This is a genomic window from Streptantibioticus rubrisoli, from assembly GCF_024436055.1.
In the GTDB taxonomy this organism is placed as follows: Bacteria; Actinomycetota; Actinomycetes; order Streptomycetales; family Streptomycetaceae; genus Streptantibioticus_A; species Streptantibioticus_A rubrisoli.
The window spans coordinates 140,536-156,710 of the sequence record NZ_JANFNH010000002.1 but is presented as its reverse complement, the minus strand read 5'-3'; the positions used below and the strand labels follow the sequence as shown (position 1 = coordinate 156,710).

The 16,175-nt window shown below is 71.2% G+C and carries 10 protein-coding genes and 1 pseudogene; 6 read left to right on the top strand and 5 right to left on the bottom strand.

The features are described from left to right. The first annotated feature begins 18 nt into the window (after nucleotides 1–18). The 3 genes and pseudogenes from NON19_RS04015 (at nucleotide 19) to glxA (ending at nucleotide 4,752) form a co-directional block, all read left to right on the top strand. A complete protein-coding gene (locus tag NON19_RS04015; RefSeq protein WP_255925167.1) occupies nucleotides 19–789 on the top strand; it encodes a maleylpyruvate isomerase N-terminal domain-containing protein in 771 nt (256 codons plus the stop codon). Nucleotides 790–1,015: 226 nt separating this feature from the next. After that, nucleotides 1,016–2,888, top strand: a pseudogene (locus NON19_RS04010) (glycosyltransferase family 2 protein). Between the two features lie 31 nt (nucleotides 2,889–2,919). Further along, nucleotides 2,920–4,752: a radical copper oxidase GlxA gene (glxA, locus tag NON19_RS04005; RefSeq protein ID WP_504979125.1), complete on the top strand. Its 1,833-nt coding sequence runs from the start codon at nucleotides 2,920–2,922 to the stop codon at nucleotides 4,750–4,752. Here glxA and NON19_RS04000 read toward each other — a convergent pair. The 3 genes from NON19_RS04000 to NON19_RS03990 form a co-directional block, all read right to left on the bottom strand. Beyond that, complete coding sequence (locus tag NON19_RS04000; RefSeq protein WP_372513993.1) at nucleotides 4,700–5,788, bottom strand: glycoside hydrolase family 6 protein; 1,089 nt, start codon at nucleotides 5,786–5,788, stop codon at nucleotides 4,700–4,702. The two genes, glxA and NON19_RS04000, sit on opposite strands and share 53 nt — an antisense overlap. Nucleotides 5,789–5,910: 122 nt before the next feature. After that, on the bottom strand, nucleotides 5,911–7,671 hold the full coding sequence (locus NON19_RS03995; protein ID WP_255925165.1) for a serine hydrolase domain-containing protein: 1,761 nt from the start codon (nucleotides 7,669–7,671) through the stop codon (nucleotides 5,911–5,913). Nucleotides 7,672–7,706: 35 nt separating this feature from the next. Further along, on the bottom strand, nucleotides 7,707–8,948 hold the full coding sequence (locus NON19_RS03990; RefSeq protein ID WP_255925164.1) for an exo-beta-N-acetylmuramidase NamZ family protein: 1,242 nt from the start codon (nucleotides 8,946–8,948) through the stop codon (nucleotides 7,707–7,709). Between the two features lie 202 nt (nucleotides 8,949–9,150). Between NON19_RS03990 and NON19_RS03985 the strand changes: the two genes are divergently transcribed. Both NON19_RS03985 and NON19_RS03980 read left to right on the top strand, forming a co-directional pair. Beyond that, a complete protein-coding gene (locus tag NON19_RS03985; RefSeq protein WP_255925163.1) occupies nucleotides 9,151–10,887 on the top strand; it encodes a glycoside hydrolase family 3 protein in 1,737 nt (578 codons plus the stop codon). Beyond that, nucleotides 10,884–11,849, top strand: coding sequence for an alpha/beta hydrolase (locus NON19_RS03980; RefSeq protein WP_255925162.1), 966 nt, complete (start codon nucleotides 10,884–10,886; stop codon nucleotides 11,847–11,849). The genes NON19_RS03985 and NON19_RS03980 overlap by 4 nt, the downstream gene beginning before the upstream one ends. 2 nt (nucleotides 11,850–11,851) lie before the next feature. Here the strand turns inward: NON19_RS03980 and NON19_RS03975 are convergent, their stop codons facing one another. Then, the gene (locus NON19_RS03975; protein ID WP_255925161.1) at nucleotides 11,852–13,942 is read right to left on the bottom strand and encodes a SpoIIE family protein phosphatase; all 2,091 of its coding nucleotides are present in this window, start codon (nucleotides 13,940–13,942) and stop codon (nucleotides 11,852–11,854) included. A gap of 309 nt (nucleotides 13,943–14,251) precedes the next feature. Between NON19_RS03975 and NON19_RS03970 the strand changes: the two genes are divergently transcribed. Further along, on the top strand, nucleotides 14,252–15,283 hold the full coding sequence (locus NON19_RS03970; protein ID WP_255925160.1) for a methyltransferase: 1,032 nt from the start codon (nucleotides 14,252–14,254) through the stop codon (nucleotides 15,281–15,283). 45 nt (nucleotides 15,284–15,328) lie between these two features. Here the strand turns inward: NON19_RS03970 and NON19_RS03965 are convergent, their stop codons facing one another. Beyond that, on the bottom strand, nucleotides 15,329–16,123 hold the full coding sequence (locus NON19_RS03965; RefSeq protein WP_255925159.1) for a TIGR01458 family HAD-type hydrolase: 795 nt from the start codon (nucleotides 16,121–16,123) through the stop codon (nucleotides 15,329–15,331). Nucleotides 16,124–16,175: the final 52 nt, after the last annotated feature.

Below are 16,175 nucleotides of genomic sequence, written 5' to 3'. Positions count from 1 at the left end.
CGCGGATACGCCTCGTCCATGATCCCGGCGCGCGTCGCTGAGACGCTTCCCGAGCTGGAGGCCTTCGTGCATGCCGCGCAGGCCCGCAGGCCCGACGACGGCACCTGGTGCGAGGCGTGGACGGTTCGCGACATCGTCATCCACCAGACCGGCAACGCCGAGGAACTTGCCAGGGTGCTCGGTGCCCACCTCGCGGGCGAGCCGGTCGGGACCCGTGGCTTCCATCGCGAATCCCCCTACCGGGCCATGCCGGATTCGGAGTTGTGGTCCGCGTTCGTCGCGCGCTGCGAAGAGCTCTGCGAGATCTGCGCGGCAGCCGAGCGTGATCTGCCGCAGGCCACCGAAGTGACATGGACCGGCCGGACGGTGAACGTCCCGTTCTTCGCGGAGCACATGCGCGAGGAACTGGTGCTGCACCGCTGGGATCTGACGGGTGACGACCGCACCGCCACGGACGCGCTCAACCAGCCCTGGATGACGGAGCACAGCGTGACCCTGGTCGGCCGTCCCCTTCTGGCCCGCGGCTTGGCCGGTTTGGACCTGGGCCCCGGGGACAGGATCGAGGGGCGCCTGCGCGTTGCGGGTACCGACGACGTGGTGGTCACCTCCGACGCCAACGGCACGGGCATCGGCTTCGCCCCTCCCGAGGGTCCGGCCACCATCGAAAGCGACGCGGCCACCCGGGTACTACTGCTGTGGGGACGCCGCCCGGCGGACGCCAGCCGCTGGCACAGCGCCGCGGGACCGGACGCACTGCGCGCGGTGCGCACCCTGCTCGGCGGGTACTGATCGGCACCGGGCAGACGCCCTCCGCGGCCCGATGCCCACCCCGCCCTGAAGCGGCCCAACTCCCGTCCTTCGCTGGGTAGTTCGATGGCAGCCGCCATCCGGCCGCCGAGCTTGCTCGGGGCCCGTCTTTCATCACTGCTGTGGCTGCTGTCCATCGCCACGCACCTCGCACTGGGCGATTCTCGTCTTTGGGGGCGTCAGTCTTCGCTATGCGTACGGGGATGCTGTGACGATTTCGCAGGACAGTGACCGGCAGACGACCGATCGTACGGCTACCAACACCCGCTTGCCGGTCCCGGCCGTCGCGCCGGGACCTCGCTCACCGAGCGGCGAGCCCAGCACGCGGACCGCCAGCAGACCAGGGGCACGGCGCTCCGCCACGTACGACTACGAACGCTTCGCCCAACTCGCCGGGCCACTCACCGAACCCGATCCGGGCCCGGACGGCACGTACCGGGTGCGCTACCGCAGCCTGCTCGCCGCCGAAGGGCACCGGGTGCGCACCGCCCTGCTGCTGGGGGCGGCGCCGGTCGTCTCACTGCTCCCGCTGATCTGGCTGATGCAGCCGGAGCACTGGGTGCACCGGCGCTATGTACCCGGCTGGGAGACGGTACTGGACACGGTGATGCTGGTCTCCATCGGGCTGATCGAGACCTTCCGCGTGATCAACGTGCTCTCCAACGCGCACGCCACGCTGGTCGCCCGCGACCCGGTCCCAGTCCGGCCCGAGCCGGGCACCCGAGTGGCGTTCCTGACCAGCTTCGTCCCAGGCAAGGAGCCGCTGGAGATGGTCCGCGCCACACTGCAGGGCGCCGTCAGGCTGCGTCATGACGGCCCGCTGGACGTGTGGCTGCTGGACGAGGGAGACGTTCGCGAAGTCCGCCAGTTGTGCGCTGAGTTGGGGGTACGCCACTTCTCCCGCAAGGGCGTGGAGAAGTGGAACCAGCCCACCGGTCCCTTCCGGGCCAGGACCAAGCACGGCAACTACAACTCCTGGCTGAGCGAGCACGGCGAAGACTACGACTTCATGGCGTGCGTGGACACCGACCACGTGCCCGTTCCGGAGTTCCTGGAGCGGATGCTGGGCTACTTCCGGGACCCCGACGTGGCGTTCGTCGTCGGCCCGCAGGTGTACGGCAACTGTGACACCGCGGTGACCAAGGCGTCGGAGAGCCAGCAGTTCCTCTTCCACGCGCTCATCCAACGCGCGGGAAACGCCTACCGGGCACCGATGTTCGTGGGCACCAACAACTGCGTTCGCGTCAGCGCGCTGCGGCAGGTCGGCGGGCTGTACGACTCCATCACCGAGGACATGGCCACCGGCTGGGAGATCCACCGCAGGCGCAATCCGCGCACCGGCAACCGGTGGTGCTCGGTCTACACCCCGGACGTGCTCGCCGTCGGTGAAGGGCCGTCGTCCTGGACCGACTTCTTCAACCAGCAACTGCGTTGGAGCCGGGGCACCTACGAGACGCTGCTGCGGCAGTTCTGGAAGACCCCCTTTTCGCTCTCCCCCGGCCGACTGCTCAACTACTCGCTGCTGGTGAGCTTCTATCCGATGTCGGCGCTCAACTGGATCCTCGGCGGCGTCTCCTGTGTGCTGTTCCTGGTGCTGGGCGCCTCCGGGATCCACATCGAGTCGCAGGTGTGGATGAGGCTACAGCGACGCCGCGGCACTGCAGATCGGGCTGTACCTGTGGAACCGGCGGCACAACGTCAGCCCGCACGAGCCGGAGGGCTCCTCGGGCGCGGCGGGCATGGTGATGTCCGCGCTGTCCGCGCCGCTGTACGCCAGATCGCTGGTCGGCGCGCTGCTGCGGCGCAAGGCGGGCTTCGTGGTCACCGTCAAGGGCGACTCGGCCAGCCCGGACCGGCTCGCCACCTTCGCCACCCACCTGGGATGGGTGGCGGTCTTCGGCGGCTCGCTGGCCGCCTCGTTCCTCCTCGGTCACACCCATGTGGCGATGCGCACCTGGGCGGCGCTCGCCCTGCTGACCGCCCTCGCGCCGGTGCTGGTGTGGCGGACCACGATCGCGCGGCAGCGGTCCCGGGCACCGGGCCGCCAGGCGCACCGCCCCGTCGCACAGCACACCAGCTAGACCCAACGCACCAGTCAAAGGAACACATCCTGTGAGGTACCGACCCAGCCCGCAGACCCGCAAGACCGCGATCGGTGTGGCGGCGTACGGCCACTGGGACCTGGTCGACGTGCCCAGGCAGTACCGGATCAACTCGATCCACGCCGCCTTGCTGCACACCGGCAAGGTGCTGCTGATCGCCGGATCGGGGAACAACGTGAGGAACTTCCGGGCGGGCACGTTCAAAAGCGTGCTGTGGGACCCGGCGAACAACACCTTCAAGGAGGTCCCCACCCCGAAGGACATGTTCTGCGGCGGCCACGCCCAACTCCCCCGACGGGCAACTGCTGGTGGCGGGCGGCACCGCCCGTTACGAGAAGCTCCAGGGCGACGTCAAGCGGGCCGTGGCGCGATGGTGGTCAAGAACGAGAGCCCGGACCGCCCGATGACGTTCCCCAGGGGCACCGTCTTCCGCGGCTCCACCGGCAAGGAGTACGCCTCCCAACTCCCGGTCACCGTACCGGCGGCCAGGAAGACGGTGACCGGCTCCGGCCCGGCCAGGAAGGTCACGGTGACCGCGAGCGAGGCACGGGTCTACGTCGAGTCGCCGCGCGACGGCGAGGCGGGCATCCCGAACACCGCCGACCAGTACCGCATCGTCGGCCTCAAGGGCGCCGACGCGCGCAACCACTACGGTCTCGCCACCAAACTCGGGCTGGACAAGAAGGACTTCCAGGGGCTGCGGGAGTCGTACGTCTTCGACCCGGTCGCCGAACGCTACGTCCAGGTCGCCTCGATGTCCCAGGCGCGGTGGTACCCGACGCTGGTCACGCTCGCGGACAGCAGGGTGCTCGCGGTGTCCGGGCTGGACGACATGGGCCAGATCATCCCCGGCAAGAACGAGGTCTTCGACCCGGCCACCCGTAGGTGGTCCCCGGGGCCCAACCACTACTTCCCCACCTATCCGGCGCTGTTCCTCACCAAGGGCGGCAAGCTGTTCTGCTCCGGTTCCAACGCCGGTTACGGCCCGGCCGACCGCGGCCGCACCCCGGGCCTGTGGGATCCGCGCGCCAACACCTTCACCCCGGTGCCCGGACTGCACGACCCCGACCAGACGGAGACCTCCGCGTCCGTACTGCTGCCTGCGGCCCAGCGGCAGTCGGTGATGATCCTCGGCGGTGGCGGGGTGGGCGAGTCGCACCAGTCGACCGCGCGCACCGCGGTCGTGGACCTCGCCCAACGCAACCCGCGCTACCAGGACGGCCCCGACCTGCCGCAGGGCACCCGCTACCTGAACGCGGTGCTCACCCCGGACGACTCGGTGTTCACCTCCGGTGGTTCGCTGGACTACCGGGGCAAGGAGGCCAGCGACATCCTCCGGGCGCAGTTCTACGACCCGGCCCACGGCACGTTCCGCCCGGCCGCCGCACCGACCGTCGGCCGGGACTACCACTCCGAGGCACTGCTGCTGCCGGACGGGCGGATCGCCGTGTTCGGCTCCAACCCGCTGTTCGCGGACAAGGCCAACACCGAGGACGCCCCCTTCGAGCAGCGCATCGAGGTCTACAGCCCGCCGTACCTGTACGGGCGCGCCAGACCGGAGTTGGGCTCCGGCCCGGTGGAGGTGGACCGGGGCGAGTCGGTGACGTTCCACAGCGGCTCGGCCGGGGTGGTGCGCGCCGCGCGACTGATGCGGCCGAGCGCCGTCACCCATGTCACCGACGTGGAACAGCGCTCGATCGCCCTGGACCTGGCGCGGCACGGCCGTTCGGTCACCGTCACGGTGCCGCGGGATACGTCGCTGGTGCCGTCCGGCTGGTACATGCTGTTCCTCACCGACCAGCGCGGGACTCCTTCGCTGGCCCGCTGGATCCATGTTCGGTGAGGTTCGGCCAGTTACCTGATCTGCGGGCCAGTTGGAGGGCGTAGTCCGGCCACCACTGGCCCGCGGGCGGGCCGCCGGGGCAGGTGCCGTCGGACTCGCCGGGGCGCTTGACCCACAGGTAGGCGTCCACCCGCGGGTCACCGGTCACCGTGGTCGGCGGGCTGCCCAGCGCCCGGTCAGGCGGATTGCACCAGGACTGCGCCCCCTGCTTGCGCGCGGCCTGCTCGGCGCGGACCAGCGGGCCGCCGCCGTTGCGGCTGGTGTCGATGACGAAGTGCGCGCCGCCCAGCAGCGCCGACAACCGGTGGCCGTACTCCTCACTGGCCTGTGTGGTCTGGAAGTTGGACACGTTCAGCGCGAACCCGTTGGCCTCCTTGATGTCCGCCTTGCGCAGCGCGTCGACCAGTTGCCTCGGGTCGCGGATCCAGTCCGCGTTTCCGGCGTCCAGGTAGACGGAGGTGTTCGGCAGCGACTTGAGGGTGCGCACCCCGTACGCCAGCAGGCCGAGGCGTTCGCGGTCGCCCCGGTTGGCGGGGCAGGTGACCAGGTGGGCCACCGCGTCGGGCTCCAGCACCACCCAGGCCCTGCGGTTCTCGATCCCGCCGGCCAGCCGGTCGATCCAGGCGCGGTACGCGGCGCCGTCAGCGGCGCCGCCCGCGGAGTACTGGCCGCAGTCGCGGTGCGGGATGTTGTAGGCGACCAACACCGGGATGCGCCGGTCGAGTTGGGCCTGCATGGTGACCTGCCGGACGCGCTCGGTCGGGTCCCCCTCGCCGAGCCAGGTGGCCGTCGGCTGGTCGGCGATCCGCCGCAGCAGGTCGGCGTCGTCCTCGCGGCCACGCTCCTGCCACACCGCGGCCTGCTCGTCGGCGCGGTTGCGCGGATCCACCCAGAAGGGCGAACCGCCGGTGGCCCCGGGATCGTCAAGCGGTACGGTCAGCGGTCCACCGGCGGCGGTGGACCAGGGGGTGAGCAGCCCCTGGACTCCGAGCAGTGCGGCGGCGATACAGGCGGACGTCGTATAGCGAGCCGACAGGCGCACCAGTGCTCACCCTCCTCGTTCCTCAACGGCAGCGGCCCGATACCACCGATATCCCTCCTAGACTCACATATGGCGATTGGTCAGACGCGACTCAGCGCATCGGGCGAGTCGTGCGCTCAGCGGCCGCCCAACGTCCAGCCGTCGGCGGTGAACGCGCCCGGGTCCCGGTCGCCGTCGAACAGCACGCCGTGGTCGTCGGACACCCGGACGCCGCAGACGTTCACCCCGCGGCCGGTGTAGGAGGGGTCCGTGGTGTACCGCCAGCGCAGCCTCAACATCCCGTGCTTTGCCGGGAGTTGGGCGGCGGCCCGCCACCAGGAGCGGGTGCCGCCGGACAGAGCCGCCTGGGCGCCGGGCGGCGCGCCCGGACCGGTGACGGTGACCGGGACCGGCTGCCAGGTGGTGCCGCCGTCGGTGCTGGACTCCAAGGGGACCTGGTCGGCGCCGGGTTCGGTGTCCACGAAGGTGCTGTAGCGGACGGACAGCGCGGCGCCGCGCGAAGTCATGGGTACGGTAAGCGTCGCGGCGCTGGAGTCGCCTATGCCGGAGTACCAGGACGGTACGCCGTGCGGTGCGCGCACCGCCATCGCGTCGGCGAGTGAGTCGGCGGCGGCGCGGCGGGCCCGGTTGGTGGAGCCCCAGTCGCGGGTGGGGTGGACACGGTTGCTGAACTGGAGTGCGATGGAACGGGATTCGGGGTCGATGACGATCGTGGTGCCCGTGAAGCCGGTGTGGCCCGCGGTGGCCGCACTGTCCAACCGGCCCATGTACCAGCGCTGGTCGAGTTCGAAGCCGAGCCCGTGCCCGTCGCCGGGGAACCGGCCGTTGAAGTCGGTCAGCATCTGGCGTACCCAGTAGGGGCTGAGGACCCGGTGCCCGCGGTACGTACCGCCGTTGAGGATGGTCTGGGCCAGCACCGCCACGTCCGCGACCGTGGAGAACACCCCGGCGTGCCCGGCGACCCCGCCCATCGCCCAGGCGTTCTCGTCGTGCACCTGCCCCCACACCAGCCCGCGTTGCGGCTCGCCGGGTCCCTGCTCGTACTCCTCGGCGGCGATGCGGGGCCTGAGCGACGCGGGCGGGTTGTACATGGTGTCGCGCATGCGGAGCGGGCCGGTGATGCCGTCTCGCACCAGCGTGTCCAGCGGCCTGCCGGTGACGTGCTGCAGGACCTGCTGCAACGTGAGCATGTTCAGGTCGGAGTACAGGTACGTGCTGCCTGGTGGGTTCCGCGGAGTGGTGTCCAGGATGGCCCTGGTACGGGAGGGCAGGTCGGGGTACTGCCACAGCGGCGGGCTGGGGTCGGGTGGCAGGCCGGAGGTGTGGGTGAGCAGTTGCTCGATGGTGATCGCACCCTTGCCGTGGCTGGCGAACTCCGGCAGGTAGCTGGCGACGGTGGCGTTCAGGTCGAGCCGCCCGGCCTGCAGTTGCTGCACGGCCACGATGGAGGTGAACAGCTTCGACAGTGACGCCAGGTCGAAGACGGTGTCGGTGCGCATGGGGATCTGCCGGTCCGCCGGGAGCGGATCGCCCTGCCGGTCGGCGTAGCGCAGCGCGTAGCCGCTGGCGTGGTCGGCCACCACCAGCCCGTCATGGGCCAGCAGCGTGACCTGGCCGGAGAACATCGGATGCCCGGTGCCCGGGTCGGGCCGGGTCCAGGCGTCCTCCTGGGCGAGTGCGGTACGGATCGGGGCGGGGTCGAGCCCGGCCTGCTCGGGGGTGCCGCGGCGCAGTACGGTCCACGGCGGCGCGAAACCCCGGTGCGGCTGGTCGAAGCGGCCGGTGGGTGGGCGCGTCGTGGCGGGCGCGGCCCCGGCGACCAGACCCACGGCGGCGGCCAGTGCCACCGCCGCCAGGGCGGCTTGGCGGGCGAACATCGCGCGGTTCTCCCCTCGTTCGGTACGCGCGCGGACTACCGGTAGAGCAGGAACGGCTCACGGCGCCTGCGGAAGGCTTCGAGTTCGTTGTGCCAGGCGCCGACCACCTCGTCGGTGCGGGCGCCCGCGTCGACCATGGTGCGCAGCCTGCTGGAGCCGGTCAGGTCGTCGATCCAGTGGTCGGGGCGCCAGCCGAAGACCGCGGGGTACAGCCGACGTGCGGTCACGATCATCGCCACCGCGGTGGTGATGGGGTCCACCAGGCGGCGGTCGGTGAGGTGCACCTGGACGCCGCCGCAAGTGGTGCCCGCGAACTTGTCGAAGGTGGGGACCGTGTAGTTCTCCCGGAACCGCACGCCCGGCAGGCCCAGCGCGCCCAGTGCCTCGGCCCAGCGCCAGTCGATGCCGGGCGCGCCGATCATCTCGAACGGCCGGGTGGTACCGCGGCCTTCGGAGAACAGGGTGCCTTCGAACATGCACGTTCCGGGGTAGAGCAGCGCGGTGTCGCCGGTGGGCATGTTGGGGCTGGGCGGCACCCAGGGCAGACCGGTGTCGGTGAACAGCATGTCGCGCCGGTAGCCGCGCACCGGCACGACCTCCAGGCGCTCCAGCCGTCGGCCGCCGGTGTCCTCGGGCAGGAACAACTCGTCGAACATCCCGGCCAGTTCACCGGCGGTCATGCCCGGTTGCTGGACGACGGGTTTGAGCCCGACACCGGTCGCGAAGCGCGGGTCGAGTTGCGGGCCGTACGCCTGGCCGCCGATCGGGTTGGGGCGGTCCAGCACGACGAACCCGGCGCCGGTGCGCACCGCGGCGGCCATCGCCACGTACATCGTCCAGGTGTAGGTGTAGAAGCGGGCGCCGACACCGGCGATGTCGAAGACCACGGTGTCCACGCCCGCCTTGCGGTACATCCCGGCCAGTTGCTCCGCGCTCGCGCCGTAGGCGTCGTAGACCGGGATGCCGGTGCGCGGATCGGTGTAGTCGCCCTCGGAGCCACCGGCCTGGGAGGTGCCGCGGAAGCCGTGTTCCGGGCCGAACGCGGCGACCGGTCGGGCGCCCGCCGCGGTCATGGCGTCCACGATGTGGGTGAGGTCGCGCAGCACGCCGGTGGGATTGGTGAGCACGCCCGTCCGGCGTCCGGCCAGCGCCCGCCAGCCCTGTGCCGCCAGCGCGTCGGCTCCGGTCACCACCTGGTCCCGGCGGTGCGCCGGGGCGGCGGCGCCCGCGGTTCCCGTCGCGAGCGCGCTCGCGGCGAGGAGGCTGCGCCTGCTCATGAGGGGCATGTCTGGCAACGTACGGATGTGACGCGGTCAGGTCAACGATGCGGTGGGGTTGACACCACCGGGCTCCGCCGTGGGGGCTACCCGGCATCGCGGCGGGCTCTCACAGGGGGCAAACACGCGGCTTGATAGAGCAGTTGACGTCCCATCAGGGGCGCGGTGCAATACCGCACACCATCCCCCGCCGGGAGGCGACATGGTTCGTGCGGTCACCGCCGTCGTACTGGCCGTCCTCGCGGCCACCCTCAGCTCCGCACCGGGCGCGTCCTGCGAGGACCGCCAGGTCAACGCGGTGATGGCCCGGATGACGCTGCCGGAGAAGGTCGGCCAGCTGTTCGTCTCCGAGGTGTACGGCTCCACCGCCACCACCACCGACCCCGCGGACGTCGCGGCCAACCACCGGCTCTACGGCGCCGACGTGGGCAACGGCGCGCAACTGCTGGCCGAATACCACCTCGGCGGCATCATCTACTTCTCCTGGAGCGACAACCTGGGCGACCCCCGCCAGATCGCCGCGCTGTCCGCCGGGCTCCAGCAGGCCGCGACCGCCACCCCCGGCGGCGTCCCGCTGCAGATCAGCACCGACCAGGAAGGCGGCACCGTCAACCGGATCGGCGCACCGCTCGCCGTGTCGCCGGGCAACATGGCGATCGGCGCCACCTTCGACACGGCCGCCGCCTACCGCGCCGCCTCGGTGTCCGGCGCCCAACTGCGCGCCCTGGGCGTCAACATGGACGACGCGCCCGTGGTGGACGTCAACACCAACCCGCGCAACAGTGCCGACGGGCCGCGGGCGTTCGGCGACCGCACCGCGTGGACCGCGCGCTTCGCCGCCGCGGCGGTGCGCGGCTACGCGGCGAGCGGCGAAGGCGCACAGGCCAAGCACTTCCCGGGGCTCGGCGACACCACGGTCAACACGGACAACGGGGTGGCGGTCACCCATGAGACCCGGGCCCAGATCATGGCCAGGGACGTGCCGCCGTTCCAGGCGGCCATCGCGGCCGGTGTGCCGTCCATCATGGCCGCGCACATCGTGGCGCCCGCCCTCGATCCGTCCGGCCTGCCCGCGAGCCTGTCCAGGCCCGTGGTCACCGGCCTGTTGCGCGGCACGCTGCACTTCGACGGTGTGGTCATCACCGATGCGCTCAGCGCCGCCGCGCTCGCCGGGATCCCCCCGGACCAGGTGGTACTGGACGCCATCAACGCGGGCGACGACGAGCTGCTGATGCCACCGGATCTGCCGGGCGCGGTGCGCACCGTGCTGGACGCCGTGCGCACGGGCAGGATCAGCGCCGCGCGCATCGACCAGTCGGTGTACCGCATCCTGCAAATGAAGACCCAACTGGGCCTGCTGCAAGGGCACTTGCCGCCGCCACCCCCCGATCCGTACCACGCCTCCGGCGTGATGGCCCGGATCGCGCGCCGCTCGATCACACTGCTGCGCGACACCCGCCGCGTGCTGCCGCTGGCACCGCGGTCCAAGGTCCTGGTCACCGGATGGGGGACCGCCACCACGCTGAACCTGGCGGGTGACCTGACCGCCCACGGGCTGGCCACCGACCGGCTGTGGACCGGCTCACCGGACCAGCACACCATCGACGCCGCGGTGGCCTCGGCAAAGGCCCATGACATCACCGTGGTGACCACCTACAACGCCTGGAACGACCCCGCCCAGCAGAGCCTGGTGCGCCAGTTGCTGGCCACCGGCAAACCGGTCGTGGTCGCCTCGGTCGGCGGACCGTACGACATCGCGTACTTCCCCACCGCCACCACGTATCTGGCTGCCTATGACTACCAACCGGTCTCCGTGACCGCGTTGGCGAACTGCCTGCTGGGCACCGCGCCGACGGGTAGGCTGCCGGTCACCGTTCGCCAGGTGTCCGGCGGCGGAACGCTGTTCGCCTTCGGCTCGGGGATCGGATACCAGCGATGAGACGTGTGCTTCGAGTGCTGCCCCTGCTGGGAGTCGTGGCCGTCCTCGCGCTGACCGCCACGCCCGCGCTGGCGCACGACCGTGCTGCCGCCCGGGTGGTCGCCGAACGGCGGATCAGCACCCGGCAACTCGATCTGACCGTCTCCTCCCCCGCCCTCGGCACCACCGCCAAGGTCCGGCTGCTCACCCCTGACGGCTGGACGCCCCGGCCGCACCGCAGTTGGCCCACGCTGTGGCTGCTGCACGGCTGCTGCGACGACTACACCGGCTGGACGGCGAAGACCGACGTGGCCAGCATCCCGGCGCTGCGCCGAGTGCTGGTGGTGATGCCGGAGGCGGGCAGGACCGGCTTCTACAGCGACTGGTGGAACCACGGCACCGGCGGCGCGCCACGCTGGGAGGCCTTCCACCTCACCGAGCTGCGGCAGTTGCTGGAGCGCTCCTACGGCGCGGGAGCCGACCGCGCGGTCGCCGGGCTGTCGATGGGTGGCTTCGGCGCGCTGTCCTACGCCGCCCGGCACCCGGGGATGTTCCGCGCCGCCGCCTCCTACAGCGGGGTCGCCGATCCGCTCTACCAACACGGCGGGCCCGCCAACGTGTTGGCCATCGTGCGCGGTCAGGGCGCCGACCCGTACGCGCTGTGGGGCGACCCGGTGGCCGACCGGGCGATCTGGGCGGAGCACGATCCCTACGTGCTGGCCGGGGCGTTGCGGCGGCTGCCGGTCTTCCTGTCGTGTGGGGACGGCACCGCTGGGCCGTTCGACCCGCCGGGGGTGACCAGCCCGTACGAGACGCTGTTCCTGGCCGAGGGCCACCATCTGGCCGACCGGCTGCACGCGCTCGGCGACCGCCGTCTGGTCACCGACTTCTACGGCCATGGAACGCACAGCTGGCCGTACTGGCAGCGTGAACTGCACCGCTCGCTACCGCTGTTGCTCGGCGCGATGGGTGTGCGCGGCTGAGTTCACCGCTCGGTGACGCCGGTGGAGCGGGCGATCAGCAGCGCCACGTCGTCGTGGTCGTCGGGGTGGCGCAGCACCCGCAGCAGCACGTCGCAGGTGGTCTCCAGCGGCCGGGGCGGGCCGGAGAGCACATCGAGCAGGGCGCCGAGCCGGACGTCGATGGAGGTGTCCCGGGTCTCCACCAACCCGTCCGTGTACAGCACGAGTTGGTCGCCTGGAGCCAGGTCCACGACGGTGGTCTCGAAGGGCACGCCGCCGACGCCCAGCGGAGCGCCGGTGGGCAGGTCCAGCAGTTGAGGGGGCTGGCCGGGACGCATCAACACCGGAGGCAGATGGCCCGCGTTGGAGATCTTGCACTTCGCCCGCTGCGCGTCGTGGACGACGTAGACGCAGGTGGTGGAGCGGCCCAGGCCGTCGGCTATGTGGTCGAGGTGGCCCAGGAGGGTGGAGGGGTCAAGGCTGAGTTCGGCGAGCGCACGGGTCGCGGTGCGCAGCTGGCCCATGGTGGCCGCCGCGCTGATGCCGCTGCCCATCACATCGCCGACGACGAGCGCGGTGCGGTCTCCGGCGAGCGGGATGACGTCGAACCAGTCGCCGCCGACCTCGCTGGTGCCCGCGGCGGGCTGGTAGCGGTAGGCGACCTCAAGCCCGGGGCGGCGCGGCGGGGGCGGTGGCAGCAGGTCGCGTTGCAGGGTGAGGGCGGCCCTGCGCTGTGCCTGGTACCAGCGGGCGTTGTCGATGCACACGGCGGCGCGGGCGGCCAGCTCGCTGGCCAGCACGGCGTCGTCCTCGGTGAACGGCACCGGGTTGCGGGCGCGTTTGAGGTCCAGTGCGCCGACCACCGCGCCTCGGGCGATCAGCGGTACCGCGAGGTAGGAGTGCAGCCCGCAGCGGGCCAGCAGTTCGGCGGCGGCCGGATCGCGGGCGATGCGGGGCAGGTCCTCCGGCCGCACTCTGGGCACCAGCACCGGACGGCCGGTACGCGCGGCCTGGGTGACCAACCGGTCCGGGTCGTACGCGGCGACGTCGCCGGTGGGATCGGCCGCCCTGGTGGCCTCGGTCGGGTAGGCCGCCGCCACGGCCAGGGCGCGGAAGGCCGGTCGGTCGCGCTCCGTGCCGGAGTTGCCGCGCCGGTCGTCCATGATGGAGTCCAGCACGTCGACCGCGGCCACGTCGGCCAGCGCCGGGACGCAGACCTCGGCCAGTTCGCGGGCGGTCTGGTCGAGGTCGAGCGTGGTGCCGATGCGTACGGTGGCGTCAGCGATCAAGGTGAGCCGTTCGCGGGCCTGGGCCGCTTCGGTGGCCGCGCGGTGCCGTTCGGTGATGTCCACCACCGAGGCGGCCAGGCCCAGTACCCGCCCGGCCGGGTCCTCCAGCCGGTAGTACGACACCGACCAGGCGTGTTCGTTGTCCGGGTCGGCGGGGGTGCGGCCGGTGGCGAACTGGTCGAGCAGCGGCACACCGCTCTCCAGCACCTGGCGCATCGAGGCCTCGATCCGGTCGACATCCAGGAACGACAGCACCTCGCGGACACGGTGGCCGATGTGCTGGTCGGCGGGGATGCCGTCTATCCGCTCCAGCGCCGGGTTGACCGAGACGTACCGCAGGTCGGTGTCGAGTACGCACAGGCCGATCGGTGACTGGCTGACCAGCCGTACGGACAGCGACAGCTCGGTCTCCAGCCGGCGCAAGGTGGCCTGGTCAGTGGCGATCCCCAGCGCGTAGAAGCCGTGGTGGGCGTCCTGCAGCCGCATGTTGCGGAACTCCACGAGACGGGTGCTGCCGTCCTTGTGCCGGACGGGGAACACCCCGGCCCAGTTCTCGCCGACCGCCATGACCTCGGCGAACAGCTTGAGGATCTGCTCCCGGTTCCGCTCGTCCACCAGCAGCCGCGCCGCGTACCGGCCGAGCGCCTCCTCGGCGCTGTAGCCGAACAGTTTCTCCGCCTGGGGGCTCCACAGGGTGATCCGCCCGGTGGCGTCCAGTACCACCGCGGCGACGCTCAGCACGTCGAGCAGTCCGCCGGGCGGGGCGGAGGCGTCCGAGCTCTCGGGGCCACCCAGGCCAGCCGGGAACGCGTCGGTGGTACTCATTCCCGGTCACCCCTTTCGCCCGTCGAGTCGGCCGTGGCCGGTGCGCTGCGTCCGACTTCGCTCCATCCTCTCTCCGCTTCGCCTGGAGCCGCAGCCCCTGGACTGCGGTGATCTCGTGGTCATGGAGTGTCCGCCGCCAGACTTTACCGCCGAATATCCCGTATGTCGGAAATAAAATTCCGCGGCCACGCGACACCCGGGCCGCTCGACCGTCTGGCGGCAGTCATGAGCGTCCAGCAGAATCGCCCCTGTCGCGCCGACCGGCACGACACACGGCTCCGAGAGGGGACCGAACTGATGGTAAATCAGGTGACCCACCACGACAGCCGCCGGGATTCCGGATCACCGGAGCGAATCCTGCGGGTGGGGCTCGGATTCTGGGACGCCAACACCTTGTTGAGCGCGGTGGAGTTGGACGTCTTCGGCGAACTCGCCGAACGTCCGCTGGACGGAGAGGAGTTACGCCTGCGCACCGGTCTGCATCCGCGTGGCGCACAGGACTTCCTCGACGCCCTGGTCGCACTCGGCTTCCTGGACCGGGACGCGTCCGGCCGGTACGCCAACACCCCTGACACGGCACGGTTCCTGGTGCGCGGCGCACCGGAGTATATCGGCGGGATGCTGGAAATGGCCACACACCAGTTGTATCCGTCGTGGGCGAGGCTGACCGAGGCGCTGCGCACCGGCGAGCCACAGCGCGACGAAGCCGGGCAGAACCACATGTTCGACCACATGTATGCCGACGACGACCAGCGCAGGACCTTCCAACGCGCCATGACCAGCCTGTCGTCCCGCCCCATAGCCAAGATCGCCGAGCGCTTCCCCTGGCCAAAGTACCGCACGGTGGCCGACATCGGCTGTTCCGAGGGCGCACTGCTCACCGGGGTGCTGCGGCGCCACGCCCATCTGTCCGGCACCGGGTTCGACCTTCCGCCGGTGCGCCCGCACTTCGAGGAGTACGTGACCTCGGCGGGCCTGACCGGACGGCTGTCGTTCAGGGCCGGTGACTTCTTCGCCGATCCGCTGCCCCGCGCCGATGTGCTGGTGTTCGGGCATGTGCTGCACGACTGGGACCTGCCCACCAAGCGGATGCTGCTGAAGAAGGCGTACGAGGCGCTGCCCGCCGACGGAGCGGTCATCGTCTTCGAGACGCTCATCGACGACGAGCGCCGGGAGAACGACTTCGGGCTGCTGATGAGCCTGAACATGCTGGTGGAGACCAAGGGCGGATTCGACTACACCGGCGCCGACTGCCGGGCCTGGCTGGCGGAGGCCGGGTTCCGGGACAGCCGGGTGGAACACCTCGACGGTCCCGACTCGATGGTGGTCGGCACCAAGTGACCTGGGGGCTGAGGGCGGTACGGCATGCGCCTTGCCGTACCGCCCTCAGCGATCCGTGAGCCCCAGCAGGTCCGGCAGATCGGCGATGGAGTCCAGCACATGATCAGGGGTCCCGGAGGCGTTCTCATGGGTGCGCGCCAGGTACTTGCCGGTCTTGACCAACACCCCTGTGATGCCGTGCCGTTGGGCGGCCAGCACATCGGACTCGATGTCGTCACCGACGGTCAGGGCCTGCCCGGGTGCTACGCCCAGATGTGCCAGGGCGGTGCGGAAGAACGCCTCGGCGGGCTTGCCGACCACCTCCGCCTCTACCCCGGCCGCCTGTTCCAGGCCCACCAGGAAGGCGCCGGTGTCCAGACTGAGCCCTTCGGCGGTGCGCCAGTACAGGTTGCGGTGCATCGCCACCAGTCGGGCGCCGCGCTGGAGGTGGCCGAACGCCCGGTTCAGCGACGGGTAGTCGAACTCGGGCCCCGCGCCACCGACCACCACCACGTCGGGCGGTGTGTCATCGGTGTCGGCGACGAGGGTGACCGCGGTCAGGTCCTGCGCGATGTCACCGCTGTTGAGCAGCGCGCAGCGGGCGCCGGGGTGGCGGTCGGCCAGATAGCGGGCGGTGACGGCGGGCGCGGTGAGGATGTCCTCGGCGCTGACCGGGAAGTCCGCCTCGCGGAGCGTGTCGGCGATGGCGGCGCGGGTGCGCGAGGTCGTGTTGGTCACCAGCGCCAGCGGGATCTGCGCCGCGCGCAGCCGCCGTACGGCGTCCACGGCGCCGGGCAGCGGTTGCCAGGACACCGTCAGTACCCCGTCGATGTCGAGCAGCACCGCGCTCACCGGCTCCATGGGCACACCGTAACCATCCGGCCACAGGCCGCCAAGCACGCCACACCCGCCG

What these genes read in the sequence shown, in the direction of transcription:
- NON19_RS03975 (WP_255925161.1), bottom strand. Translation starts at nt 13,942, where the DNA reads ATGAGTACCACCGACGCGTTCCCGGCTGGCCTGGGTGGCCCCGAGAGC.
- NON19_RS03995 (WP_255925165.1), bottom strand. Translation starts at nt 7,671, where the DNA reads ATGTTCGCCCGCCAAGCCGCCCTGGCGGCGGTGGCACTGGCCGCCGCC.
- NON19_RS03980 (WP_255925162.1), top strand. Translation starts at nt 10,884, where the DNA reads ATGAGACGTGTGCTTCGAGTGCTGCCCCTGCTGGGAGTCGTGGCCGTC.
- NON19_RS03965 (WP_255925159.1), bottom strand. Translation starts at nt 16,123, where the DNA reads ATGGAGCCGGTGAGCGCGGTGCTGCTCGACATCGACGGGGTACTGACG.
- NON19_RS03990 (WP_255925164.1), bottom strand. Translation starts at nt 8,948, where the DNA reads ATGAGCAGGCGCAGCCTCCTCGCCGCGAGCGCGCTCGCGACGGGAACC.
- NON19_RS04015 (WP_255925167.1), top strand. Translation starts at nt 19, where the DNA reads ATGATCCCGGCGCGCGTCGCTGAGACGCTTCCCGAGCTGGAGGCCTTC.
- NON19_RS03985 (WP_255925163.1), top strand. Translation starts at nt 9,151, where the DNA reads ATGGTTCGTGCGGTCACCGCCGTCGTACTGGCCGTCCTCGCGGCCACC.